The sequence below is a fragment of the Microbacterium sp. H37-C3 genome (assembly GCF_027157935.1).
GTDB classification, from domain to species: domain Bacteria; phylum Actinomycetota; class Actinomycetes; order Actinomycetales; family Microbacteriaceae; genus Microbacterium; species Microbacterium plantarum.
In genome coordinates this window covers 170,652-193,514 of record NZ_JAPVLR010000003.1, presented here as the reverse complement: position 1 = coordinate 193,514, position 22,863 = coordinate 170,652, and the positions used below count along the sequence as shown (strand labels likewise).

General features: G+C 70.2%; 20 protein-coding genes. 14 read left to right on the top strand and 6 right to left on the bottom strand.

Annotation, left to right across the window (positions count from 1 at the left end):
- Positions 1 to 4: 4 nt before the first annotated feature.
- Positions 5 to 1,006 carry a LacI family DNA-binding transcriptional regulator gene (locus O1W71_RS09960; protein WP_114588436.1) on the bottom strand — a complete coding sequence of 334 codons (1,002 nt, stop codon included), beginning with the start codon at positions 1,004 to 1,006 and terminating at the stop codon, positions 5 to 7.
- Positions 1,007 to 1,265: 259 nt separating this feature from the next.
- Between O1W71_RS09960 and O1W71_RS09955 the strand changes: the two genes are divergently transcribed.
- The 5 genes from O1W71_RS09955 (at position 1,266) to O1W71_RS09935 (ending at position 6,348) form a co-directional block, all read left to right on the top strand.
- The gene (locus O1W71_RS09955; RefSeq protein ID WP_269267698.1) at positions 1,266 to 2,543 is read left to right on the top strand and encodes an ABC transporter substrate-binding protein; all 1,278 of its coding nucleotides are present in this window, start codon (positions 1,266 to 1,268) and stop codon (positions 2,541 to 2,543) included.
- A gap of 61 nt (positions 2,544 to 2,604) precedes the next feature.
- On the top strand, positions 2,605 to 3,576 hold the full coding sequence (locus tag O1W71_RS09950; RefSeq protein ID WP_112617233.1) for a carbohydrate ABC transporter permease: 972 nt from the start codon (positions 2,605 to 2,607) through the stop codon (positions 3,574 to 3,576).
- The gene (locus O1W71_RS09945) at positions 3,573 to 4,487 is read left to right on the top strand and encodes a carbohydrate ABC transporter permease (protein ID WP_240309720.1); all 915 of its coding nucleotides are present in this window, start codon (positions 3,573 to 3,575) and stop codon (positions 4,485 to 4,487) included. The genes O1W71_RS09950 and O1W71_RS09945 overlap by 4 nt, the downstream gene beginning before the upstream one ends.
- Positions 4,484 to 5,263 carry a ThuA domain-containing protein gene (locus O1W71_RS09940; RefSeq protein ID WP_269267697.1) on the top strand — a complete coding sequence of 260 codons (780 nt, stop codon included), beginning with the start codon at positions 4,484 to 4,486 and terminating at the stop codon, positions 5,261 to 5,263. The genes O1W71_RS09945 and O1W71_RS09940 overlap by 4 nt, the downstream gene beginning before the upstream one ends.
- Positions 5,260 to 6,348, top strand: a complete 1,089-nt coding sequence (locus O1W71_RS09935; RefSeq protein WP_269267696.1) for a Gfo/Idh/MocA family protein — start codon at positions 5,260 to 5,262, stop codon at positions 6,346 to 6,348. Before O1W71_RS09940 ends, O1W71_RS09935 begins: the two co-directional genes overlap by 4 nt.
- A 139-nt stretch (positions 6,349 to 6,487) precedes the next feature.
- Here O1W71_RS09935 and O1W71_RS09930 read toward each other — a convergent pair whose 3' ends face one another.
- From O1W71_RS09930 to O1W71_RS09920, 3 genes are all read right to left on the bottom strand, one after another.
- Positions 6,488 to 8,026 (bottom strand): HNH endonuclease signature motif containing protein, encoded by a 1,539-nt coding sequence (locus O1W71_RS09930; RefSeq protein WP_269267695.1) that lies wholly within the window; start codon positions 8,024 to 8,026, stop codon positions 6,488 to 6,490.
- A gap of 109 nt (positions 8,027 to 8,135) precedes the next feature.
- On the bottom strand, positions 8,136 to 9,425 hold the full coding sequence (locus O1W71_RS09925; RefSeq protein ID WP_269267693.1) for a glycoside hydrolase family 27 protein: 1,290 nt from the start codon (positions 9,423 to 9,425) through the stop codon (positions 8,136 to 8,138).
- Positions 9,422 to 11,677: an alpha-galactosidase gene (locus O1W71_RS09920; RefSeq protein ID WP_269267692.1), complete on the bottom strand. Its 2,256-nt coding sequence runs from the start codon at positions 11,675 to 11,677 to the stop codon at positions 9,422 to 9,424. The genes O1W71_RS09925 and O1W71_RS09920 overlap by 4 nt, the downstream gene beginning before the upstream one ends.
- A gap of 76 nt (positions 11,678 to 11,753) precedes the next feature.
- On the opposite strand from O1W71_RS09920, the gene O1W71_RS09915 reads away from it, so the two are divergent.
- A complete protein-coding gene (locus tag O1W71_RS09915) occupies positions 11,754 to 13,577 on the top strand; it encodes a beta-L-arabinofuranosidase domain-containing protein (protein ID WP_269267691.1) in 1,824 nt (607 codons plus the stop codon).
- A 22-nt stretch (positions 13,578 to 13,599) separates the two neighbouring features.
- On the opposite strand, the gene O1W71_RS09910 is transcribed toward O1W71_RS09915, so the two are convergent.
- Positions 13,600 to 14,616 carry a LacI family DNA-binding transcriptional regulator gene (locus O1W71_RS09910; protein ID WP_269267690.1) on the bottom strand — a complete coding sequence of 339 codons (1,017 nt, stop codon included), beginning with the start codon at positions 14,614 to 14,616 and terminating at the stop codon, positions 13,600 to 13,602.
- Positions 14,617 to 14,707: 91 nt separating this feature from the next.
- On the opposite strand from O1W71_RS09910, the gene O1W71_RS09905 reads away from it, so the two are divergent.
- From O1W71_RS09905 to O1W71_RS09870, 8 genes are all read left to right on the top strand, one after another.
- Positions 14,708 to 15,892, top strand: coding sequence for a Gfo/Idh/MocA family protein (locus O1W71_RS09905; RefSeq protein WP_269267688.1), 1,185 nt, complete (start codon positions 14,708 to 14,710; stop codon positions 15,890 to 15,892).
- Entirely contained in the window at positions 15,889 to 16,596 is a 708-nt protein-coding gene (locus tag O1W71_RS09900; protein ID WP_269267687.1) for a ThuA domain-containing protein, read from the top strand. The genes O1W71_RS09905 and O1W71_RS09900 overlap by 4 nt, the downstream gene beginning before the upstream one ends.
- Positions 16,569 to 17,663, top strand: a complete 1,095-nt coding sequence (locus O1W71_RS09895) for a Gfo/Idh/MocA family protein (protein WP_269267686.1) — start codon at positions 16,569 to 16,571, stop codon at positions 17,661 to 17,663. The genes O1W71_RS09900 and O1W71_RS09895 overlap by 28 nt, the downstream gene beginning before the upstream one ends.
- Positions 17,660 to 19,177, top strand: coding sequence for an alpha-N-arabinofuranosidase (locus O1W71_RS09890; RefSeq protein ID WP_269267685.1), 1,518 nt, complete (start codon positions 17,660 to 17,662; stop codon positions 19,175 to 19,177). Before O1W71_RS09895 ends, O1W71_RS09890 begins: the two co-directional genes overlap by 4 nt.
- Positions 19,178 to 19,312: 135 nt before the next feature.
- Complete coding sequence (gene truB / locus O1W71_RS09885; protein WP_269267684.1) at positions 19,313 to 20,233, top strand: tRNA pseudouridine(55) synthase TruB; 921 nt, start codon at positions 19,313 to 19,315, stop codon at positions 20,231 to 20,233.
- A complete protein-coding gene (locus O1W71_RS09880) occupies positions 20,230 to 20,598 on the top strand; it encodes a hypothetical protein (RefSeq protein ID WP_112617220.1) in 369 nt (122 codons plus the stop codon). Before truB ends, O1W71_RS09880 begins: the two co-directional genes overlap by 4 nt.
- A 34-nt stretch (positions 20,599 to 20,632) precedes the next feature.
- The gene (locus O1W71_RS09875; RefSeq protein ID WP_112617219.1) at positions 20,633 to 21,085 is read left to right on the top strand and encodes a hypothetical protein; all 453 of its coding nucleotides are present in this window, start codon (positions 20,633 to 20,635) and stop codon (positions 21,083 to 21,085) included.
- Positions 21,082 to 22,053, top strand: coding sequence for a bifunctional riboflavin kinase/FAD synthetase (locus O1W71_RS09870; RefSeq protein WP_269268034.1), 972 nt, complete (start codon positions 21,082 to 21,084; stop codon positions 22,051 to 22,053). Before O1W71_RS09875 ends, O1W71_RS09870 begins: the two co-directional genes overlap by 4 nt.
- Positions 22,054 to 22,095: 42 nt before the next feature.
- Here O1W71_RS09870 and deoC read toward each other — a convergent pair whose 3' ends face one another.
- The gene (gene deoC / locus O1W71_RS09865) at positions 22,096 to 22,812 is read right to left on the bottom strand and encodes a deoxyribose-phosphate aldolase (protein WP_269267683.1); all 717 of its coding nucleotides are present in this window, start codon (positions 22,810 to 22,812) and stop codon (positions 22,096 to 22,098) included.
- Positions 22,813 to 22,863 lie beyond the last annotated feature (51 nt).

Genomic DNA, 22,863 nt, shown 5'->3' with positions numbered 1-22,863 from the left:
GAGGTCACAGCGATTCCCGGTGCACGAGCGAGGTGGGCAGCACCTGCACACGCTCGACGTCGTCCCCGCGGATGGCGCCCAGAAGCGTGTCGGCGGCAGCACGGCCCATCTCCTCGAGCGGTTGGCGCACGGTGGTCAGCGGGGGGTCGTTCGCTGCGGCGAGCAGGATGTCGTCGAAGCCGACGAGCGAGACGTCGGTGGGCACACGCCTACCGGCCGCTTGCAGCACGCGCATGGCGCCTGCGGCCATGAGGTCGGAACAGGCGAACACCCCGTCGAGGGCCGGGACGCGCTGCAGCAGTCGGGCCATCGCCGCCGTGCCGCTGTCGAGGGTGAAGTCGCCGTGGACGATGGGTCCGGGCTCGATGCCGTGGCGCGCGAGCTCGTCGGTCCATCCGCGGGTGCGCTCGCGCGCCTGCTCCATGTCGAGGGGGCCCGTGATGATGCCGATATTGCGGCGCCCGTGCTCGACGAGCGCCCGTGCGGCGAGGACCCCGCCGCCGTAGTTGTCCGAGTCGATCACGATCGGGTCGGGGCCGATCTCGCCGCGTGGGCGGCCTACCCACGCGATGGGCACCGGCGAGTCGGCGAGCCGGTCGACGAGGTGGGTGATCTCGTGCTGGAGCACGACGATGGCGCCATCGAGTGCTCCAGATCGCAGGAACCGCGGGATGCGATCGAGGTCCTCGTGATCGGCGGGAAGCAGGACCGGTTGCACCTCGCCGGCAGAGAGGCCCTTGGCTGCGCCCTTCATGACCGCGGTGAAGAACGTGCCGCTCAGCCCGCCGAGCTCGTCGAAGGCGATGACGAGTCCGATCGCGCCGGCGCGCCCGCCGCGCAGCACGCGCGCGGCGAAGTTCGTCTCGTAGCCCAGGCGCGCGGCCTCGCGGCCGACGGCGGCCGCCATCGCCGGGTCGACGTTCGTCGCTCCAGCCAGGACGCGCGCTGCCGTAGCGCGTGAGACGCCGGCCGCGCGGGCGACGTCGACGATGGTCGGTCGAGACATGGCTCCCTCTTCCTAGGTCGGGTTCAGCGAGCGAAAGATCGTTCTCTGACGCGATGATCTTCGCACGACAGCAGCCGCTGCGCGCAACCCATCCGTTCATGGTCCCGGTCTTGCGCTGCATGTGACGAAACTGGCGGATGCCGCGGCTTGCCAGCTGTTCGATCTCGGGATACTGTTTCCCGGCATGAGAGAACGATCTCTCAGTGGGGTCTCTGATCGCCCCGCGCACATCACATGTCCCCAAAGAAGAGGAGCAGTTGTGAATCGTCGCAGACTGGCCCTGCCCGTCGCAGCTCTCGGCGTCGTCGCGATCGCGATGACCGCGTGCACGTCCGGTGGATCGGGCGGCGGGTCGGACGACCCGAACGCCGAGTTCGAGTTCTGGTCGTTCACGGGAATCGGGCAGCAGGACTCCGTCAACCAGTACCTCGAGCAGAACCCGGACGCGAAGGTGAAGCTGTCGGAGGTCGGCAGCACCGCCGAGACCGCGACCGCGCTCACCGCGGCCCTGGCCGGCGGACGCGTCCCCGACCTCGTCATGATCCAGAACGACGAGTTGCCGAAATTCATCGAGAACCCCGGGAACTTCATCGACCTCCGCACGCTGGGCGGCGACGACATCGGCGAGGGCTACCTCGACTGGGCCATCGCCGAGGCGACGGGTGAGGACGGCTCGATCATCGGCATCCCGACCGACATCGGCGGGCTCGGCTTCGCCTACCGCGCAGACCTCTTCGAGGCGGCAGGGCTGCCGACCGACCCGGACGAGGTCGCCGAGATGTGGTCGACGTGGGACGGCTTCATCGAGATGGGCAAGAAGTACACGGCCGCGACCGGAGAGCCCTTCGTCGACAACGTCGAGACGAGCGTCTTCTTCTCGACCGTGAACCAGGTCACCGAGAAGTACTACACACCGGACGGCGAGCTCATCTTCGACACCAACCCGCAGGTGGAGGAGGCGTTCGACGTCGCGGTGCGCACCTACGAGGCGGGCATCAGCGCCGGCATCGCCGCCTGGTCGTCGGGCTGGGCTCCGGGCAAGGCGAACGGCGCGTTCGCGGTCAGCACCGCGCCCTCCTGGATGCTGTCCGGCTACAAGAACGACGCTCCCGACACCGAGGGGCTCTGGCGAGTCGCCGCGATCCCCGGCGTCGGCGGCAACTGGGGTGGCAGCGTCATCGCGATCCCCGCCCGCGCGAAGAACCCGCAGGCCGCATGGAAGTACATCGAGACGATGCTCTCGCCGGAAGGACAAACGGCGCACTTCGCCCGCACCGGCACGTTCCCGGCGGCCAAGAGCGCTCTCGAGAGCAGCGAGGTGACCGGCTACACCGATCCCTTCTTCGGGGATTCCCGGATCGGCGAGGTCATCAGCAACTCGGTGCTGCAGTTCCAGTCCTTCCACAACGGGCCGGACACGAGCGCGATCGGGGCGGCGCTGCTCAATGCCCTCGTCGACATGGAAGCGGGCAACGTCGCGCCGCGCGACGCGTGGCAGACCGGCGTCGACAGCGCCCGGGCCGCGATCGGCGGTTGACCTTACCCGCTCGGTGGTGGTCCGCCCGTGGGCGGGCCACCACCCTCATCGAGGACGCATCATGACCGCGACAGCCACCGCCACCGCCATCACCATCGACAAGAAGACCGCTCGGCGCGAGCGTCCGCCGAGACGCGCCATCCGCCAGCCGCTCGCGGAGCGCATCGCGCCTTACATCTACATCGCCCCGTTCTTCGTGATCTTCCTGATCTTCGGGCTGTTCCCCCTGCTGTTCACGTTCTACGTGGCCTTATTCGACTGGAACCCGATCGGGGAGCAGACGTTCGTCGGTCTGGCGAACTTCGAGCGGCTCGTCCAGGACTCCCGGTTCTGGAACGCGTTCGTGAACACCTTTGGGATCTTCCTCATCTCCACGATCCCGCAGCTGCTGCTGGCGCTCGGCCTCGCGCACCTGCTGAACCACGCCACCCTCAAGATGGCGAACTTCTTCCGCATGGCGCTGCTGGTGCCCTACATCACCTCGGTCGCCGCGACCGCCCTCGTCTTCGCGCAGATCTTCGACAAGAACTTCGGGCTCATCAATTGGGTGCTCGACCTCTTCGGCATCCCGGCGGTGAACTTCCTGTCGTCTCAGGTCGGCTCGTGGATCGTCATCTCGTCGATGGTGATGTGGCGATGGTTCGGATACAACACGCTGCTCTACCTCGCCGGGCTACAGGCGCTCCCGCGCGAAATGTACGAAGCGGCCTCGGTCGACGGCGCGTCCGGCTGGCAGCAGTTCATCCACCTGACGATCCCGTCGCTGCGGCCCATCATCATCTTCACCGTCATCATGTCGACCATCGGCGGGCTGCAGATCTTCACGGAGCCCCTGCTGGTGGCTCCCGAGTCGGGGCTGACCTGCGGCGGCGGGCGACAGTGCCAGACCCTCGCGCTGTTCCTCTACGAGCAGGGCTTCGGCCAGTTCGAGTTCGGTTACGGCTCGGCGATCGGTGTCGCCCTCTTCGTCGTGGTCGTCGTGGTCTCGGCGATCAACTTCTTCCTGACCACCCGCACCCGAAAGGCCCGATGATGTCCGACGCCGTCGACACAGCTGTGCCGCGTCCCCTCGATCCGACCGCGCTGAGCGCGCCCCGCAAGCGTCCGCGGCGCGGAGGCGGGCGCGTCGGCCGCGTGCCCTGGCCGGTCTACGTGCTGCTCGGGATCGCGGTCGTGATCAGCGTCTTCCCGCTGTACTACATGTTCGTGATCGCGTCGGTGGGTGCCTCCGCGGTCACCTCGATCCCGCCGCGCTTCTACCCGGGGCTCAACTTCTTCGACATCGCGACGAAGGTGTTCGACACGGTGCCGTTCTTCCAGTCGCTGCTGAACAGCGCGATCGTCTCGCTCTCGATCGCCGTCATCGCATCACTGCTGTGCGCGCTCGCCGGTTTCGCCTTCGCGAAGCTGCAGTTCCGGGGCCGCAACGCGCTCTTCGTCATCGTGCTGCTCACCATGACGGTGCCCGCTCAGCTGAGCGTCATCCCGCAGTACCTGATCATCTCGTGGCTGGACTGGGTCGACACCCTGCAGGCGATCATCGTCCCGGGGCTCGCCAGCGCGTTCGGCATCTTCTGGATGCGGCAGCACATGGCGACCACCCTCAACGACGAGCTCATGCACGCGGCCCGCATCGACGGGGCGAACAGCTGGCAGATCTTCTGGCGCATCGGGTTCCCGGTCGTGCGGCCCGCGGCCTTCGTGCTCGGCCTCATCACGTTCACCTCGGTGTGGAACGACTTCATGTGGCCGTTCATCGTGCTGAAGTCGCCCGAGCTGTTCACGGTGCAGATCGCCCTGAAGCAGCTGCAGGCGAACCGGTCGATCGACCTGGCGCTGACGATGGGCGGGTCGTTCCTGGCAACCTTGCCGCTGCTCATCGTCTTCTTCGTGGTCGGGCGCCGCATGGTCGCCGGCATCATGGACGGAGCGTTCAAGGGGTGACGGGCACGACATCCACCCCCATCCGCGTGCTGGTGTGGGGCGAGAACCATCACGAGAAGCATCACGACATCCCGCGCGCCCTCTATCCCGAAACGATGCACGGGACCATCGCCGCGGGCTTGCGGCGACTGCTCGGCGACGCTGCCGTCGTCGAGACGGCGACGCTCGACGATCCGGAGCACGGGCTGAGCGAGGAGCGCCTCGCGCAGACGGATGTGCTCTTCTGGTGGGGGCACCTCCTGCACGACGAGGTCGACGACGTCGTGGTCGAGCGGGTCCACCGGCACGTGCTCGGCGGGCTCGGTTTCGTGGCGCTGCATTCGGCGCACTTCTCGAGGATCTTCATCCGTCTGATGGGGACGACCTGCGCGCTGCGCTGGCGGCAGGCGCATGACCGGGAGCTCGTGTGGACGGTCTCGCCGACGCATCCGATCGCCGCCGGCGTGCCGCAGCCGATCGTCATCCCCGAGCAGGAGATGTACGGCGAGTTCTTCGACGTGCCGCAGCCGGACGAGCTCGTCTTCGTCTCGAACTTCTCGGGCGGTGAGGTGTTCCGCTCGGGCATGACGTTCTTCCGCGGTCACGGGCGGGTGTTCTACTTCTCGCCGGGTGACCAGGACTATCCCGTCTACCATCAGCCCGAGATCCAGCTCGTCCTCGCGAACGCGGCGCGATGGGCTCGGAACGACCGCCCCCGCGCCACCGCCCGTCTGGCGATGCATCGCACGGGGGAGTGGGACGTTCCGCGGGAGTGGGACGGCGAGGAGCAGTCGTGACGGGGCGCGCCCGTCGTGTCGTCGTCGTCGGGGCGGGAGCGATGGGGAAGGCGTGGATCGACACGGTCGCTCGTCGTCCTGATCTCGAGATCGTCGGGCTCGTCGACATCGTCGCCGACGCCGCGCGGGCCGCGGCAGTCGAGCGGGGACTCGATGTCCCGAGCTTCGGCTCGGTCGAAGACGCACTCGCTGCCGTCGACGTCGACCTGGTCGTCAACGTCACGATCCCGCAGGCGCATCTCGAGGTGAGCGCCGCGGCGCTGCGGGCGGGTGTTCCCGTCCTGAGCGAGAAGCCGGTGACGCCGACCGTGGCCGAGGCGCTGCTGCTGTCCGCCGTCAGCGCGTCGACCGGGACCCTGATGGCGACGAGTCAGTCGCGTCGGCACTCCCGCGGGATCCGGGCGTTCCGCGACGCCCTGGTCAGCCTCGGCGGCGTCGAGCAGCTCGACGTCCGCTTCTTCCAGAACCCCCGGTTCGGAGGTTTCCGAGACGAGATGCCGTCGCCGCTGCTCGTGGACATGGCGATCCACCAGTTCGACCAAGCCCGGTACCTGCTCTCGAGTGAACCCGTGTCGGTCTTCTGCGAGGAGTTCTCGCCCAGCTGGAGCTGGTACCGCGGCGCCGCCGCGGCCGAGGCGATCTTCCGCTTCGCCGATGGGCGCCGGTTCTCGTACTCCGGCAGCTGGTGCGCCGACGGTCTGACGACCTCGTGGAACGGCGACTGGCGGGGAAGCGCTGCCCATGGATCCGCTGCCTGGGACGGAGAGACCGACGTCGTGATCCAGCCACGTGAGGGCGGCGCGCAGGCTGCTGTGCTGGCGGACGGGGCCGAGGGGCTGGATGCCGCCCTCGCCGAGTTCGTCGCAGCCCTCGACGGCGGTCCGGTACCGTCCGGCGAGATCACGCGCAACATCGGCAGCCTCGCCATGGTCGAGGCTGCCGTGGCGTCCGCGGCCGCCGGCGCCCCGGTCAGGTTCGACGACCTGTTCGAGCGGGCATCGGCGCGCGCCGCGGAGCTCGCTCGCGTCGGGGGCTTCGATGACGTCGCCGGCACACTCGGGATCGACCCGCGCCGCGCGCCCTGACGGTCAGCCGAACGCGAGCAGACGCGTGTGGTCTTCCGGTGATGGGGCGGGCGGACGCGAGCATGATGGACGAGGCTTTCACGGGCGACGGGCACGACATCCACCCCCATCCGGGTGGTGCGGGGAGAGGACGATCCCGTCAGAACGGCGGAGCGGTCTCCCGAGGCGCGTCGGCTCCGCCCGGTGACCCTGGTGGGGGAAAGGCCCCGGGTGGTGCGTCATCGCCTCGGTGATCCGGGGGAGCCGCGACGGGGAAGGCGACGAGCGGTGGTGGTGCGTCTTCGCGGTAGATCCGTCCGGTCGGTGAGGTCCAGATCAGCCTTCCGCCCGCGAGCTGTTGGACTCGCCATCGGGTGTGGTGTTTGACGTCGTGGTGTCTTTTGCAGAGGTTGGCGAGATTGCACACGTGGGTGGCACCGCCGTCGGATGCGGCGATGGTGTGGTCGAGTTCGCACCGGATGGCGGGTTGCCGGCATCCGGGGAACCGGCAGTGCCGGTCCCGTGCCCGTAGGAGTCGCACCATGGCGGCGGTGGGGCGGTAGCTGTCGCATTCGAGGACGGTTCCCGTGACCGGATGGGTGAGCAACCGGTCCCACGAGGTCGCGTTTCCCGCGAGTTCGCGGGCGGTGGGGGCATCGATGGGGGAGCGCCCTGCCAGGTCGGCGGGCCCCTCGTCCTGTCCCATCAGCGTCAACGCCGATACCGCGACCTGCACGTGTGCCCGGATCGCCCCGAGGGTTCCGTGCCCGTCACCGGTGCCGGTGGGGTCGAGCGCCGGCGATCCAGTCAGGAGGAGGTCGGAGAACACGTCGGCGCGGACCTGATCGATCGTGCGGGCATCGTCGACGAACGACGACCCGTCGCGAATCGTCGTGTCGGCGCCGGGTGAGCCGCCGTTCGCGTCGGCTCGAACGCCAGGCGCCTCGGCTCGAACGCCAGGCGCCTCGGCTCGAACGCCAGGCGCCTCGGCTTGAGCGTCAGCGTCAGCGCCGCCACCCGCCGCGTCAGCCTGGGCCAACGCATTGATGATCTCCCGCGCCTGCCGCGTGAGCCGGTCCACGATCCCGTCGGCGATCACCGTCGGCAAGGTCGCGATCAGGTCCGACATCCCGTCCGCTCCGGCCTGCACCCGCACGCACCGCCCCGCGGCGGCCTCCTCATGCCGTTCGGTGAACGTCCGCGGGTGCATCCGCTCCGCCAGCATCCGCAACGCGTCCCGCACCCGGTTCGGTGTCTCGCCCTCGCACTTCTCGATCGCAACGCGTTCGAACTCCGCCCGCTCCTCCACGGGCACGAGGCACCCGACTTCCTGGATCACCCTCACGTGCCCGCGGACGATCCGCCCGTCCTCCCACGCGGCCATCGTCACCGGGTAGTTCTCAACCAGGTCCCGCGCTTCGTCGATCCGCCGCTGCAAAGTGCGGTCGGTCGCGACGAACACCCCGGCCAGCTCCGCGGCGATCCCGCGCAGCGCCATCTCGCGCGCCTTGACCTTCTCCGACGCGTCCGCGGCCTGCCTCTCAGCCAGCACCCCGGCCGCCGCGAGCACCCGAACCTCGCGAACCTGTACGGCCCGCGCGGCATCCGATACGCCCTCGGCATCCGCGACGAGCTGAGCGAGGGCGTCGACGTCTGCGTCGCTGCCCGTCCCGCTGCCCATCCCGTTGTTCGAATGCATGTTCTCATGTTGCTACGGGCCTCCGACAATGCCCCGCGACTCTCCACAGACCCGCGGCGCCTCGCCGCCGGCCGCCCCGGGAGCGCCCCGCGCCCGCTCCTCCCGACGGTCAGCCGAAGACGAGCAGCCGCGTGCCGTGAGCCGGCACCGTCAGCGTGACGCGTCCGTCGGCGACCTCGACGCTCGTCCCGCTCCACACATCCGTGCACGAACCCGCCGTCCCCATGTCCGCGAGCCCGAGCCCGAGCCCGAGGTCGGCGAGGTGAACGACGAGCTCCTGCTCATCGTCGCCGAGCCAGAACACCGCACGGTACTCGCGCGCGCCCACGCGCGCGCTCCAGATGACCAGGTGTCCGTCGCGCACGATCTCGCGCGACTCCTCGCCGTCGCGCAGCGCGAGGACGCCGGGATGACGCAGCAGCGCGAGCGTCTCTGGCGGAGTGTCGGGCAGGTGGCCGCCCATCATGAGCGGTGAGCGCATCATGCTCCACAGCGTCATGACGGTGCGCTGCTCGTCGACCGACAGGCGGCTGAGACGGTCTTCGCCGACGTGTCCGCGCACGCCGATGCGTCCGAAAGGGAGCATGTCGGCATCCGCCCACGCACCGCGCCGCTGGAACGGCGCCCAGCGGGCGGCGCGCTGGAACTGTTCGACCACGTGCGCCCAGTCATCCCAGAAGTCGTCCGAGATCCGCCACATCTGGCCGTGTTCGCGCAGCGTCTCGAGGTGCGCGAGCGACAGTCGCTTGCCGGGCGACAGGCTCAGGACCATCGCCCGTCCCGACCGATCGATTGCGCGCGAGATCGCTGCGATCTCAGCGGTCTCGACGGGCGGGTAGAGCACATCGTCGAGCTTCACGAAGTCGACGCCCCAGGCGGCCAGCTGCGCCATGACCGAGTCGTAGTACTCCTGCGCGCCGGGTGCCGTCATATCGACGCCGTAGTTGTCGGGGTTCCACACGCAGACGTTCGAGCGGTCGGCGATCGAGTCGCACGTCGCGTCGGGATGGCCAGAGACGGGCAGAGCCGCATCCGCTGCGGCGCGCGGCACGCCCCGCATGAGGTGCACCCCGAAGCGCAGGCCGAGCTCGTGGACGCGGTCGGCGAGCGGCTGGAAGCTCCCGTCCGCCGCGGAGGGGAAGCGTCCCGGCGCGGGGAGCGGCCGGCCCCAGGCATCCAGCAGCGGCCGAGAGACCTCGCGATAGTCGTGCGCCCCCGGATCGGGTTCGTACCACTGGATGTCGACGACGATCGTGTCCCAGCCGAACGCGAGCAGGTGCTCCGCGACGTATTCGGCGTTCGCCAGCACCTCGGCCTCCGTCACGGACGACCCGAAGCAGTCCCAGCTGTTCCACCCCATCGGGGGACGGGATGCCGCGGCCCGGCGCTCGCCGATCACGGCGCTGCCACCGCCGCGAGGTGAACGACCGCCGCGCGGTCGGGGTGGAACGTGGGGAACTCCAGCCCCACCCGTGCGAGCACGGTACCCGCGATGACCGGGCCGTCACCCACACGCTCGCCGCCACCGCCACCGCCACCGCCACCGTCACCGTCACCGTCACCGTCACCGCCGAGCTCGGGGCTCTCCCGAAGCCACGCCGGAACCTGCCAGGGCGGTCCGAACGAGTCCGAGCCGCTCACCGACACCCGGTAGCTGCGGTCGGTCGACAAGCCGGGGAACCGCACACGGGCGATCGTGTCGGCCGAGGTCGTCGGCGTGACGATCGTGAAGAGCGCCTCCGACCCGTCGGGCGCGACCACGCCGCGCACCTGCGGAGCCGCGGCGTCGAGCTCACCCGAGCCGACGGTGCGCCCCGTCGCGATGAGGTGGCGGTGCCGGCGGTATCGTGCGATCCAGTCGCCGAGGACGCGCCGGTCGTGCTCGTCGAGATCGCGGATGTCCCACTCGATGCCGAAGTGGCCGAGGAAGGCGACTGCGCACCGGAACTGCAGGTCATGCGCGCGTCCCGTGACGCTCGACACGGGGGAGGCGACGTGCGATCCCATCATCTCCGGCGGCACCAGGAGTCCCGTCCAGCGCAGGATGCCGAAGCGGTCGTGGGGGTCGTGGCTGTCGGAGGGATGGATCCGGTCAGTCCGTTCGAGGATCCCCAGGTCGACCCGCCCGCCGCCGGAGGCGCAGCTCTCGATCTCGAGGTCGGGATGGCGACGGCGGAGCTCGTCGATGAGGCGGTACACCGCGAGGGTCTGCTCGTGAACGGCAGGGGCGCCCGAGGCGGGGTGCCCGGCCGCGATGAGGTCGCGGTTGTGGTCCCACTTGAGGTAGCTCACGCCGATGTCCTCGATGAGCCCGTCGAGCACGCCCAGGATGTGGTCGAAAGCGGCCGGCTGCGTGAGGTCGAGCACCTGCTGGAACCGCTGGCGCGGCGGCAGCTCGGGCCCCGCCCGAAGGATCCACTCGGGGTGCGCACGGGCGAGATCGGAGTCCTCGTTGATCATCTCCGGCTCGACCCAGAGCCCGAACTCCATGCCGAGAGAGCGCACCTCGTCGCCCAGTGGGCGGAGGCCGTCGGGCCACGCAATCGGGTCGGGCGCCCAGTCGCCGAGCCCCGCGCGGTCGTCATTGCGCCCCCGGAACCAGCCGTCGTCGAGGACGTAGCGCTCGACGCCGAGCTCGGCGGCGCGGGCCGCCAGATCGACGAGCACGCGGTGGTCGTGGTCGAAATACACCGCCTCCCAGACGTTCATCGTCACGGGGCGGGGGCGGCGCGACGAACGCGAGCGCTCGCGCAGGTAGGAGTGGAAGCGCGCCGCAGCGCCGTCGAGTCCGCGCCCGTAGCTGCCGAACACCCAGGGGCCGGTGTACTCCTCGCCGGGTGTCAGCCGGATCTCGCCGGGAAAGATCGACTCGCCGCCCCGAAAGTGCAGGCGCCCGTCGGTGCGCTCGATCGTGTGCTCGTGGTCGCCGCTGAATCCGACGTGTCCGATCCATACCTCGCCGGAGCCGGCGGAGAACCCCGGCGTGCCGACCGCCTGCACCAGTGTCGCGTCGAGACCGGTGCGGCCGCGCCGCGAGACGCGCGAGTGATCACCGCGGACGACCGGATGCCGCTGGGGGATACGCTCGTGCCCCCATCGGCCGGTGAAATCGAGCACCTCCTGCGCCCACGTCGGTATCGGAAGGGCGACGGCGAGGGACTGGATCTCGAGCGGTGCCGCCGCCTCGCTTGCGCCGGCGGTGTTCCGGACCCGAGCGCGGGAACGCACGAGGCCGTCTCGTGTGAGATCGATCTCTATACCGAGCTCAATCTCAGCAGCATCGTCGTGGAGGACCGCGTCGACCCGCCCCGCTCCGCCGGACGTCACGCCCGGTCCGGCCTCGGCGCCGTCGAGAGTCAGCGAGCGCAGCACGAACCGCGGCGCCCACCCCGAGCCGTCGCGATGTGCGGACAGCCCCGGGGCTCCGAACCACCCGCGGCTGTGCTCCGGCAGCACGCTCGCGCGGTACGGAACGTCGGAATCACCGGCCATCCCGTTCCGCTGCTCGGCCGCGACGAATGCGAGGAGGTCGGGCTCCGCCGACGTCACAGCCTCGCCCCAGTGGACGATCTCCGGCATCCCATCGTCCGCTGTTGCGATCACGACGGAGACGTCCTCGGCGTTGAGGTGGATCACGCGCATGGAATCCATGCTCCTATTCTGCTGACATCGCTCGGGCGGTACAGTCAGAGATCGATCTCAGCACATCGAAGGAGATGTCACAACCATGACCGCATCCGCCCTCGCGCCCGATGCCTCCCGGCTGCTCCCGGGAACCTATGATCGCCGGCGTCGCATCAATCGCGCGTACCTCGTGTCGCTCGACGAGCACGCTCTCGTGCAGAACCACCGCATCGAAGCGGGCATCGGCGATCAGGCCTGGCACCTGAAGCCGTCCGTCACACCGGGCGTCGAGAACGGCTGGGCACGTCATTGGGGCTGGGAGACGCCCGGCGCACTCTTGCGGGGCCATTTCGTGGGGCACTGGATGTCGGCCGCCGCGCGCGAGATCGCCGTCACCGGCGATCCGGTGCTGCGGGGCAAGCTGGCCGTCGTCCTCGACGAGCTCGAGGCGTGCCAGGATGCCGGCGCGGGCTGGGTGTTCGGCATTCCGCAGACGTTCCTGCGCCGGCTCGCCGAGGGGCGCGAGGTGTGGGCGCCGCAGTACAACATCCACAAGACCTTCATGGGTCTGGTGGACGTGTACCGAGACCTCGGCGACGAGCGAGCCCTGCGCATCGCCCACCGCGCTGCGGCGCTGATCGCGGAGTGGGCGCGGGAGTTCGAGCGCGACGAGTTCCAGACCATCCTCGAGGTCGAGACGGGCGGCATGCTGGAGGTGTGGGCAGACCTCCTCGAGGCCACCGGCGACGACATGTATCGCGAGCTCCTCGACCGATACGACCACCGGTCGCTCTTCGACGGTCTGCTGGCGGGCGAGGACATGCTGACCAACATGCACGCGAACACGACCATCCCGGAGGTGCTCGGTGCCGCGCGGGCCTTCGAGGTCACGGGTGAGGAGCGCTGGCGACGCATCGTCGAGGCGTACTGGGACTGGGCCGTCACGCGACGCGGAACCTTCTGCACGGGCGGACAGACCTCGGGTGAGATCTGGACGCCGCCGTTCGCCTTCGCCGCGCGACGGGGCACGAAGACCCAGGAGCACTGCGCCGTCTACAACATGATCCGGCTGGCCGACGTGCTGTTCCGATGGACGGGCGAGGCGTCGTACCTCGACTACATCGAGGCCAACCTCGTCAACGGCATCCTGGCGCAGCAGCATCCCGGCACCGGCATGGTGAGCTACTTCCTGCCGCTGCAGAGCGGAGCGCGCAAGGAGTGGGGATCGCCCACCGAGGACTTCTGGTGCTGCCACGGCACGGTGGTGCAGGCGCACACGCGCCACTCGTCGCTGGCGGTGTACAGCGACGGCGAAGCCGTCACCGTCGCGCAGTACATCCCCGTCCGCGCCGACGTCGCCACGGCAGCAGGCCAGCTGGTCGTCGAGGTCCGCACGATCGACGACGCCCTCTACGTCGGTCCGGACGCGAACGCGGGCCCCGGCGGCCCGGCGCATCGGCCGCACGCTCTTCGGGTCTCGGTGGTGGTCGAGTCGCCGCCGACCGTTCGGGGCCGCGTCCGGACGCGTGTGCCCGCCTGGACCGCGGGTGAGGTGCACGTCCGGTCGGACGTCGCCGTGGTGCGGCGCGGCAGCTTCGTGGAGATCGATCATCCCGGCGGGCGCACCGAGATCGAACTCGGTTTCGGATTCGAGCTGCGGACGGTGCCGATCCCGGATGAACCCGAGACCGTCGCCTTCGTCGAGGGCGCCGTGGTGCTCGCGGGTCTCGTCGACCGTGAGACGCCGCTCATCGGCGACAGCTCCGACCCGGCGACGCTGCTGGCTGCCGACGACGAGAGGCAGTGGTCGCAGTGGCTCACGCGATACCGCAGTGTCGGCGGCTCGGCCGGCATCCGATTCGTGCCGCTGAACGAGATCGTCGACGAGCGCTACGCCGTGTACTTCCCGGTCGTCGCGCCCGCGTGAGCCCCGTCGGTGGCGGCCTCGGTCAGCGCGGACGGCCGGTCGAGCCGCGGGCCACGAGAACCGTCGGCAGCTCGACCACCTCGTCGGCGAGCTGCGCACCGTCCGCCATCTGAGCCAGGAGCGTGACCGCCGCGGCGGCCATCTCGCGGATGGGCTGACGGATCGTGGTGAGCGGCGGATGCAGCCACCGCGCGCCCCGCACATCGTCGTATCCCACGACGAGAACGTGGCGCCCCACCGCGAGCCCAGCCTCGGCGATCGCCCGGTAGGCGCCCGCGGCCATCTCATCGGAGCAGGCGAAGAGCCCGATGGGGCCCTCGCCGCCGAGGTCATCGAGCGCCGCGGCGCACGCTCGTCGCGCGTCCGCCGCACCCCAGTCCGCCGTCGTCAGGATGCGGGGCGCAGCCGGGGCCGTCTCGTCGAGCGTCGAGAGGAAGCCCTCGATCCGCGCACGACCGTAACGGTACGACGGAGCCCCGCCGATGACGATGAAGCGCCGCGCGCCCTGCGCCAGCAGGTGCTCCGCCGCCGCCGAGCCGCCCGCGTGATCGGTGTTCCGCACGCTCGGCACGTGCTGGGTGGTCCCCGACGGAGGCTCGAGCAGGACGACGGGGATGCCCGCGCCCTGCACGACCTCCAGCTGGGCCGCGGTGGGCAGGATCAGACCGAGCACGACCCCCGCCGATCCCCGGGAGCGGATGCGGGCCGGCCAGTCATCGCCCGGATCGTCGCGCTCCGCGGTGAGGACGAGGTCGTAGCTCAGGCGCGAGGCCGCCGTGTGAGCCCCGGCGACGACCTCGTCGGTGTAGGGGTCATGGAAGTGCCCGAGAACCAGATCGAAGATGCGGGACGTACCGCCGCGGGGCCGGCCGCGCGGTGTCCCGCTTCGCGTGTACCCGAGCCGTTCTGCCGTCTGCAGCACACGCGTGCGGGTCTCGGGCGACAGCTCGCCGCGGCCGCGGAGCGCCCGTGAGACGGTCGCGACGCTGACGCCCGCGGCCGTGGCGACGTCGGTGAGGCTCGGTCGGGAAGACGGCATGCACCTATTTTGCGCAAAGCCCGACGTCCGCGTCGAGAGGCTGTGACATCGTGGTCCGCGATCACACGCACCGGTGCGGAGGGAGACGAGGATGTCGAGACGATTGCGCATCGCGATCATCGGGACCGGGTTCATGGGACGGATGCACGCGCACGCCTGGCGCACCGCTCCGCGGTTCTTCGATCTGCCGGTCGAGCCGGAGGTGGTCGTGCTCGCGGGCAGCGACGCACAACGCGCGGCCGACGCCGCATCGCGGTTCGGCATCGCCGAGTCGAGCGACGACTGGCGAAGTGTCATCGGACGCGACGACATCGACGCCGTCGACATCTGCACCCCGGGCTACACCCACGCCGAGATCGCGCTCGCAGCCCTCGACGCCGGCCGTCACGTGCTGTGCGAGAAGCCCCTGGCCAACGACGTCGCCGACGCCGACCGGATGACGGATGCCGCCGCCGCGGCGGCATCGCGCGGGGTCGTCGCGATGTGCGGGTTCAGCTACCGCCGCACGCCCGCCCTCGCTCTGGCGCGACGTCTGATCGAGGAGGGACGCATCGGCCGCATCCGGCACGTGCGCGCCCAGTACCTGCAGGACTGGCTCACCGACCCGGACGCGCCGTTCACCTGGCGTCTCGATCGCGATCGCGCGGGATCGGGTGCGCTCGGCGACATCGGGGCGCACAGCATCGATGCCGCCCAGTGGCTCACCGGCGCGCGCATCACGAGCGTCTCCGGCACACTCCGCACCTTCGTCGACGAGCGCCCGGTCCTCGACGAGCGCGTCGGGCTGGGCGGCCGAGCCGGTGCCGGAGCCGCAACTGAACGCGTGACCGTCGACGACGCCGCGGCGTTCACCGCATCGTTCTCCGACGGCGCCCTCGGCATCTTCGAGGCGACGCGCATGGCCACGGGGCACCGCAACGCCAACCGCATCGAGGTCAGCGGTGACCGCGGGGCCGTCGCCTTCGACTTCTCGCACCTGAACGACCTGCTCTTCGCCGACGCGACGCTCCCTGCCGGTGAGCAGGGGTTCCGCCGCATCGACGCGACCGAGCCCGAGCATCCCTATGCCGGAGCCTGGTGGCCGGCAGGACACGGACTCGGCTACGAGCACTTGTTCACCCACCAGAGCGTCGACTTCGTCCGCGCCGTCGCCGGTGAGATCGAAGCGCACCCGTCGTTCGCGGAGGCCGCGGGCGTGCAGCGCGTCCTCGCGGCGGTCGAGGAGAGCGCGGCATCCGACAGCAGAAGCATCCGAGTGGAAGGGGTCAGCTCATGACCGCGAGACAGGCGCTGATCGTCCGAGGCGGCTGGGAGGGGCACAAACCCGTCGAGGCCACCAACCTCTTCGTGCCCTTCCTCGAAGAGAACGGCTTCGAGGTCCGCATCGAAGAGGACAACGAGGTCTACACCGACCGGGAGACGATGGAGCGCACCGACCTCATCGTCCAGTCCGTGACGATGTCGAAGATCTCACGCGAGGCCTTCGCCGGCCTGCGCGACGCGGTCGAGCGCGGAACGGGGCTGGCGGGCTGGCACGGCGGCATCGCCGACTCGTACCGCGACAACTCCGACTACCTGCAGCTCATCGGCGGCCAGTTCGCGACGCATCCCGCGAAGCACCCCGATGCCCGCGTCGGCGACGAGACCGACAACTACCTCTGCTACACCGTCGACCTCACCGAGGCGGGGCGCCGATCGGAGATCATGGCCGGGCTCGAGGACTTCACGCTCCGCACGGAGCAGTACTGGGTGCTCTCCGACGATCTCAACGACGTGCTCGCGACGACGACGCATCCCGTGCAGCCGTACCACCCCTGGCACCGCCCCATCACCTCGCCCGCCGTCTGGACGCGCGAGTGGGGACAGGGCCGCATCTTCGTCGCGACGCCGGGGCACAGCCTCGTCGTGCTGCGCGACGTCAACGTCCGCACCATCATCGAGAGGGGGATGCTGTGGGCGAGCCGCACGGCATCGGTGTAGTCGGCCTCGGGGTCATCTCGGGCCAGTATCTCGAGACGCTGGGCGATCACCCCGCCGTCCGTATCGTTGCGACGGCCGACCTCGACGTCGATCGCGCCCGGTCGGTCGCCGAGCGGTTCCCCGGAGCCCGCGCCCTATCGGTCGCCGAGCTCGTCGCCGACCCGGCGGTGCAGACCGTGGTCAACCTGACGATCCCCGCCGCTCACGGCGAGGTCGCGCGCGCGGCACTCGCTGCGGGCAAGAACGTCTACGGGGAGAAACCGCTGGCCGCGACCTTCGACGAAGCGCTCGGGGTCATGGCCGGCGCGGCCAGCGCCTGGGTCGGCGGGGCCCCCGACACCGTGCTGGGGTCCGGAGTGCAGACCGCGCGAGCGGTCGTCGACGCCGGCGAGATCGGCCGACCGGTCGCGGCCGTCGCGACGTGGCTGTCGTCGGGCCACGAGGCCTGGCACCCGCATCCCGACTTCTACTATCGCGAAGGCGGCGGACCGCTCTACGACATGGGGCCGTACTACCTCACGGCGCTGTTCCACCTGCTGGGACCCGTCGTCAGCGTGTCGGGTGCTTCGTCGCGATCACGCGACGAGCGCACGATCGGTTCGGGCCCGCGAGCGGGGGAGCGCATCCCCGTCGAGATCGACACGCATGTCACCGGCGTGCTCGAGCACGCCGGTGGCGCGGTCTCGACGGTCACCTTCAGCTTCGACGCCGCCGCAACCCACGCCGCACCGATCGAGGTGCACGGCGAGAGCGCATCGCTGACCCTGCCCGACCCCAACTTCTTCGACGGCGACGTGACCACGCGGCGACCCCGCGCGGAGGAGTGGACGGCCATCGCGCCGCGCGCGGGCTATCGAGGCGCGGGCCGCGGCATCGGGGTCCTCGACTTCGTACGCGGCGGCGCCGGTGCGGGACGTGCGAGCGGTGAGGTCGCCCTGCACGTCCTGGAGATCATGAGCGCCCTCACCCGGTCGGCGCGAGAGGGACGCCGCATCGCCCTGACCACGACCGCGGAGCGTCCTCCGCTGGTCCCGCTCACCGAGCACGAGCACTGGAGAACCACATGACCTCGTCCGCACATGCGGTCATCGACCTCGACGTCGTCGGCGATCGCATCAGCCGGCACATCTACGGGCACTTCGCCGAGCACCTCGGGCGCTGCATCTACGACGGCTTCTGGGTCGGCGAGGATTCGGCGATCCCCAACACCCGCGGCATCCGCACCGACGTCGTCGAGGCCCTCCGCGCGCTCGACATCCCGAACCTGCGCTGGCCGGGCGGCTGCTTCGCCGACACATACCACTGGCGCGATGGCATCGGTCCGCGCGAGCAACGGCCGAAGATCGCCAACACGAACTGGGGCGACGTCGTCGAGAGCAACCACTTCGGAACCCACGAGTTCATGGATCTGTGCGACCTGCTCGGCACCGAGGCGTACGTCAACGGGAACGTCGGCAGCGGCACGGTGCAGGAGATGTCGGAGTGGGTCGAGTACCTCACGCGCGACGACGACAGCCCCATGGCGCGTCTGCGCCGCGAGAACGGTCGCGACGAGCCCTGGCATGTGCCCTTCTGGGGCATCGGCAACGAGCCGTGGGGATGCGGCGGCAACCTGTCTCCCGAGTTCTACGCGGAAGAAGCGCGGCGCTACGCGACCTATTGCCACGACCACGGCGAGAACAGGTTGACGCTCATCGCCGCCGGCGCCAACGAGGACGACTTCGAGTGGACGCGGGTGCTCGTGAAGACGCTCGTGGAGTCGCACGCCGCGAACCTGTACGACAAGCATCCGTACCAGGCGATCTCGTTCCACTACTACACGCACACCGGATCGGGCATCAATCGCGAAGACGCGACGACCTTCACCGACGAGCAGTTCTACGACACGATGGCCTACGCCCGCGACTTCGAGCGGGTCGTCCGCGGACACGTCGCGGTCATGGACTCGTACGACCCCGAGAACCGGGTGAGCCTCGTCTGCGACGAGTGGGGCACGTGGTGGAACGCCGAGAAGGGCACGAACCCGGGCTTCCTGTTCCAACAGAACACGATCCGCGACGCGCTCGTCGCCGGCATCCATTTCGACATCTTCCACCGGTACGCGCGGCGCATCTCGATGGCGAACATCGCACAGACGGTGAACGTCTTGCAGGCGATGATCCTCACCGACGGCGAGAAGCTCGTTCTCACGCCGACCTACCACGTGTTCGAGATGAACAAGGGGCACCAGGACGCCCGTGCGCTCGCCGCTCACGTGCTCGACGCGCCCGCGACGACGGCGCGCGGGGGAGAGCTGCCGCTGGTGTCGATGTCGGCCTCGACGAAGGAGGGGGCGGCGCTCATCTCGCTCACCCACCTCTCGGCGGACGACGAGTGCGAGGTGCGCATCGGCCTCCGCGGACGTGGCGCCCGCGTCGTGCGTGCCCGTGTGCTGGGGGCGGAGAGCGCGACGACGTACAACGACGCCGACGTGCGCGATCGTGTCGAGCCGCGGCCCCTCGCGACCGCCCTCGATGGGGGCGAGCTCGTCGTGACGATGCCGCCGCACTCCTTCGCGACCATCGAGCTGGCGCTGGACTGACCGCGGGAGGCGTCGGCGACGCGAGTCGGGCGCAGTTCGGAGGTTGAGGCGCAGATGTAAGCGCGCCCGATGTTGTGAACTGCGCCCGAAGCGCCGCGGACGGGGCCGGCGGGGCATCGCCGTAGGCTGGGAGACATGCCCGAACCCGCGCCCCGCGGCATCCTGCTCGTCGACAAGGCGGGCGGGATGACCAGTCATGACGTCGTCGCCCGAGCCCGTCGAGCCCTCGGCACCCGCAAGATCGGCCACGCCGGCACTCTGGATCCGATGGCGACGGGGCTGCTCGTCCTCGGTGTGGGGCCGGCGACCCGCCTGCTGACCTACATCGTGGGGCTCGACAAGACCTACGAGGCGACGATCCGCCTCGGCGTCTCGACCGATTCCGACGACGCCGACGGCACCGTGACGGAGAACGCGACGAACGAAGCCCTCGCCGCGGTCGACCGCGCCGGCATCGATCGCGGCATCGCGGGGCTCACCGGCGAGATCGACCAGGTGCCGAGCCGGGTGTCGGCGATCAAGGTCGGCGGGAAGCGGGCGTACGACCTCGCTCGCGCGGGCGAAGAGGTCGAGCTGAAGGCGCGTCGCGTCACCGTCTCTCGCTTCGATGTGCGCGACGTCCGCGACGTCGTCCTGAACGATGTCGCGGGCGGATCCCGCGCGATCGACGTCGACGTCATCGTCGACTGCACGAGCGGTACCTACATCCGCGCCTTGGCCCGCGACCTGGGAGCAGAGCTCGGCGTCGGCGGGCATCTGACGGCGCTCCGGCGCACCCGCATCGGACCTTTCGAGGTGTCGGATGCCGAGGCCGAGATCGCCCCGGACGCGACGCTGCTGCGCGACGCGGATGTCGCGGCCGCGGTGCTCGGCGCCTTCGAGGTGAGCGCCGACGAGGCGCGCGACCTGCGCCACGGCAAGCGACTCGTCGGAGCGGCGGCGCGCCTGTCGGCACCGCACCCGGCGGCGATCGACCCCGATGGGCGACTGGTGGGGATCGTCGAGCGTCGCGGCGACGACGTCAAGAGCCTGATGAACATGGCGGAGGACGCATGATCACGGTCTTCACCATCGTTCAGGTGGCGGTGGCGGTCGCCGCCGGTCTGCTCTGTACCGTCCTCGGCCTCGCGAACCGCCGCCCGAGCGACCTCTCGGTCGGGTCGCTCGCCCTCGTCGAGGTGCTTCTCATCGCCCAGGTCGTCGTCGCGATCATCGCCCCGCTCGCGGGTAACGCCCCTTCGGGCAGTCTCCTGGAGTTCTGGGTGTATCTCGTCTCGGCCGTCCTGCTGCCGCCCGCCGCCGTGTTCTGGGCGCTCATCGAACGCAGTCGCTGGAGCACCGTCATCCTCGGCGTCGCCGCCCTGTCGGTCGCGATCATGGTGTGGCGGATGCAGGTGATCTGGACGGTTCAGGTCGTCTGAAGCCATCCGCACGACGCCTATCATTGGTGAGGTCATGGATCATCCCCGCCCTCGAATGACCGGCATCGGCCGCGTTCTGGTGGTCGTGTACGCCGTGATGGCGCTCGCCGCGACGGGACGCTCGTTCGTCCAGATCGTCGAGGACTTCTCCAACGCACCGCTCGCGTACTCACTGTCGGCGGCCGCGGCGCTGGTGTACGTGCTGGCGACCGTCGCGCTGGTGAAGTCGGGCTCGCGCACCTGGTACGCGATCGCGTGGGTCGCGATCTGCTTCGAGCTGGCCGGGGTGCTCGTCGTCGGCACGCTCAGCCTCGTGCTGCCCGACCTGTTCTCGCACGACGCCACCGTCTGGTCGGGCTACGGTTTCGGCTACTTCTGGGTTCCGCTCGCCCTGCCCTTCGTGGGGATCTGGTGGCTCGTGTCGCACCGCAACGGTGCCGGGGAGAGCAGCGAGCGCCCGGCCGTCCTGGAGGGATCGTCATGGTGACCGTGTACCGAGACCCCGCGGAGGTCCCCGCGGACTTCGGCCCGAGCGTCGTGGCCATCGGCAAGTTCGACGGCGTGCACTCCGGGCACCGCGCGGTCATCGACCGGGCCCGGGTGGATGCCGCCGCCCGCGGCGCGCGTGTCGTGGCGGTCACCTTCGACCGCAACCCGCTGAGCCTGCTGCGTCCGGAGCTCTGCCCCGAGCCGCTCGTCGCTCTGGATCAGAAGATCGGGCTCCTCGCAGCGGCCGGGGTGGATGCCGTCCTCGTGCTGCGGTTCGACGCCGAGCTCGCCGCGCTCTCGGCGCGTGACTTCGTCGAGAGCATCCTCGTTCGCGCGCTCGGTGCCGTCGGCGTCCTCGTCGGCGACGACTTCCGCTTCGGTCGAGGCGGCGAGGGCGATCCCGAGGTGCTGGCCGCACTCGGGCGCGAGCACGGTTTCGATGTCGACGTCGTCACGGACGTCCGCGCCCGCGACGCCGGCCGGCGCGTCTCGTCGACGTGGGTGCGCGATCTGCTCGCGGCCGGCGATGTCGCCGGTGCCGCCCGCCTGCTCGGCCGCCCTCACGCGGTCGCGGCCGAGGTCGTCCACGGACTCAAGCGCGGCCGGGAACTCGGGTATCCGACCGCGAACCTCGCCACCGACGCCGCGGGCTTCATCCCGGCCGACGGTGTGTACGCCGGCTGGCTCGTCGACCTCGGGATGCCGGGTGCCGACGGCGCGATGCCGGCGAGTGTCATCCGGTATCCGGCGGCGATCTCGGTGGGCACCAATCCCACGTTCGACGACGTGCCGCAGCGACAGGTCGAGGCGTACGTGCTCGACGAGACGGATCTCGACCTCTACGGTCACCGCGTCGAGGTCCGCTTCACGGCCCGCATCCGCGGGATGGTCGCGTTCGCGGGTATCCCGGCGCTCATCGAGCAGATGGACGACGATGTCGTCCGCGTGCGCGAGGCCCTCGCCTGAAGCCAGCGCCTCGCGCACCCGTGCGGGCCGCAGCCCGCGGGATCAGTACGACGACTCGTCGACTGCGCCGGTGGCTACGCCGCCGGCCTCGAGTCGGCGCGCTTCGCCGAGAATGGTCGCGCTGCCGCTCGTGCCGAGGCGCGTGGCGCCTGCGTCGAGCATCGCGACGGCGTCAGCGAAGCTGCGCACGCCGCCGGAGGCCTTGACCTGCACGGCCTCGCCGACGTTCTCGCGCATGAGGCGGACGTGGGGGACTGTCGCCCCGCCGCCGGCGAAGCCGGTCGAGGTCTTGACGAAGTCGGCACCGCCGGCCTCGGTCAGGCGGCTGCCGCGGGCGATCTGCTCGTCGTCGAGCAGGCTCGTCTCGAGGATGACCTTGACGATCTTGCCTTCGGCGGCCTCGACCACGGCGCGGATGTCGTCGACGACGACGTCGTCGAAGCCCGAGCGCAGCGCGGCGATGTTGACGACCATGTCGAACTCCGACGCGCCGTCCGCGGCGGCCTGACGGACCTCGGCGACCTTCGCCGCCGTGGACGTCGTGCCGTGGGGGAAGCCGATGACCGTGCCGACGGCGACACCGGTGCCCGCGAGACGCGCGACAGCGTGCGGGATGTCGGAGGGGCGTACGCACACCGAGAAGACTCGCCACTCGGCGGCGATGTCGAGCTCGGCGTCGACCTGGTCGCGGGTCAGCTCGGGCTTGAGGATGGCGTGGTCGAGGGTCGCGGCGAGCTCGCGCTCGGAGATCGTGGACATGCTTTCAGCGTACGCCGTCCGGATCTCGAGGCATCGACGGGAATACCCCTG

Coding starts and splice junctions, on each gene's coding strand:
- O1W71_RS09900 (WP_269267687.1), top strand. CDS start 15,889: ATGACCGCGAGACAGGCGCTGATCGTCCGAGGCGGCTGGGAGGGGCAC.
- O1W71_RS09915 (WP_269267691.1), top strand. CDS start 11,754: ATGACCGCATCCGCCCTCGCGCCCGATGCCTCCCGGCTGCTCCCGGGA.
- O1W71_RS09960 (WP_114588436.1), bottom strand. CDS start 1,006: ATGTCTCGACCGACCATCGTCGACGTCGCCCGCGCGGCCGGCGTCTCA.
- O1W71_RS09890 (WP_269267685.1), top strand. CDS start 17,660: ATGACCTCGTCCGCACATGCGGTCATCGACCTCGACGTCGTCGGCGAT.
- O1W71_RS09875 (WP_112617219.1), top strand. CDS start 20,633: ATGGATCATCCCCGCCCTCGAATGACCGGCATCGGCCGCGTTCTGGTG.
- O1W71_RS09880 (WP_112617220.1), top strand. CDS start 20,230: ATGATCACGGTCTTCACCATCGTTCAGGTGGCGGTGGCGGTCGCCGCC.
- O1W71_RS09920 (WP_269267692.1), bottom strand. CDS start 11,677: ATGGATTCCATGCGCGTGATCCACCTCAACGCCGAGGACGTCTCCGTC.
- O1W71_RS09945 (WP_240309720.1), top strand. CDS start 3,573: ATGATGTCCGACGCCGTCGACACAGCTGTGCCGCGTCCCCTCGATCCG.
- O1W71_RS09930 (WP_269267695.1), bottom strand. CDS start 8,026: ATGCATTCGAACAACGGGATGGGCAGCGGGACGGGCAGCGACGCAGAC.
- O1W71_RS09905 (WP_269267688.1), top strand. CDS start 14,708: ATGTCGAGACGATTGCGCATCGCGATCATCGGGACCGGGTTCATGGGA.
- deoC (WP_269267683.1), bottom strand. CDS start 22,812: ATGTCCACGATCTCCGAGCGCGAGCTCGCCGCGACCCTCGACCACGCC.
- truB (WP_269267684.1), top strand. CDS start 19,313: ATGCCCGAACCCGCGCCCCGCGGCATCCTGCTCGTCGACAAGGCGGGC.
- O1W71_RS09950 (WP_112617233.1), top strand. CDS start 2,605: ATGACCGCGACAGCCACCGCCACCGCCATCACCATCGACAAGAAGACC.
- O1W71_RS09910 (WP_269267690.1), bottom strand. CDS start 14,616: ATGCCGTCTTCCCGACCGAGCCTCACCGACGTCGCCACGGCCGCGGGC.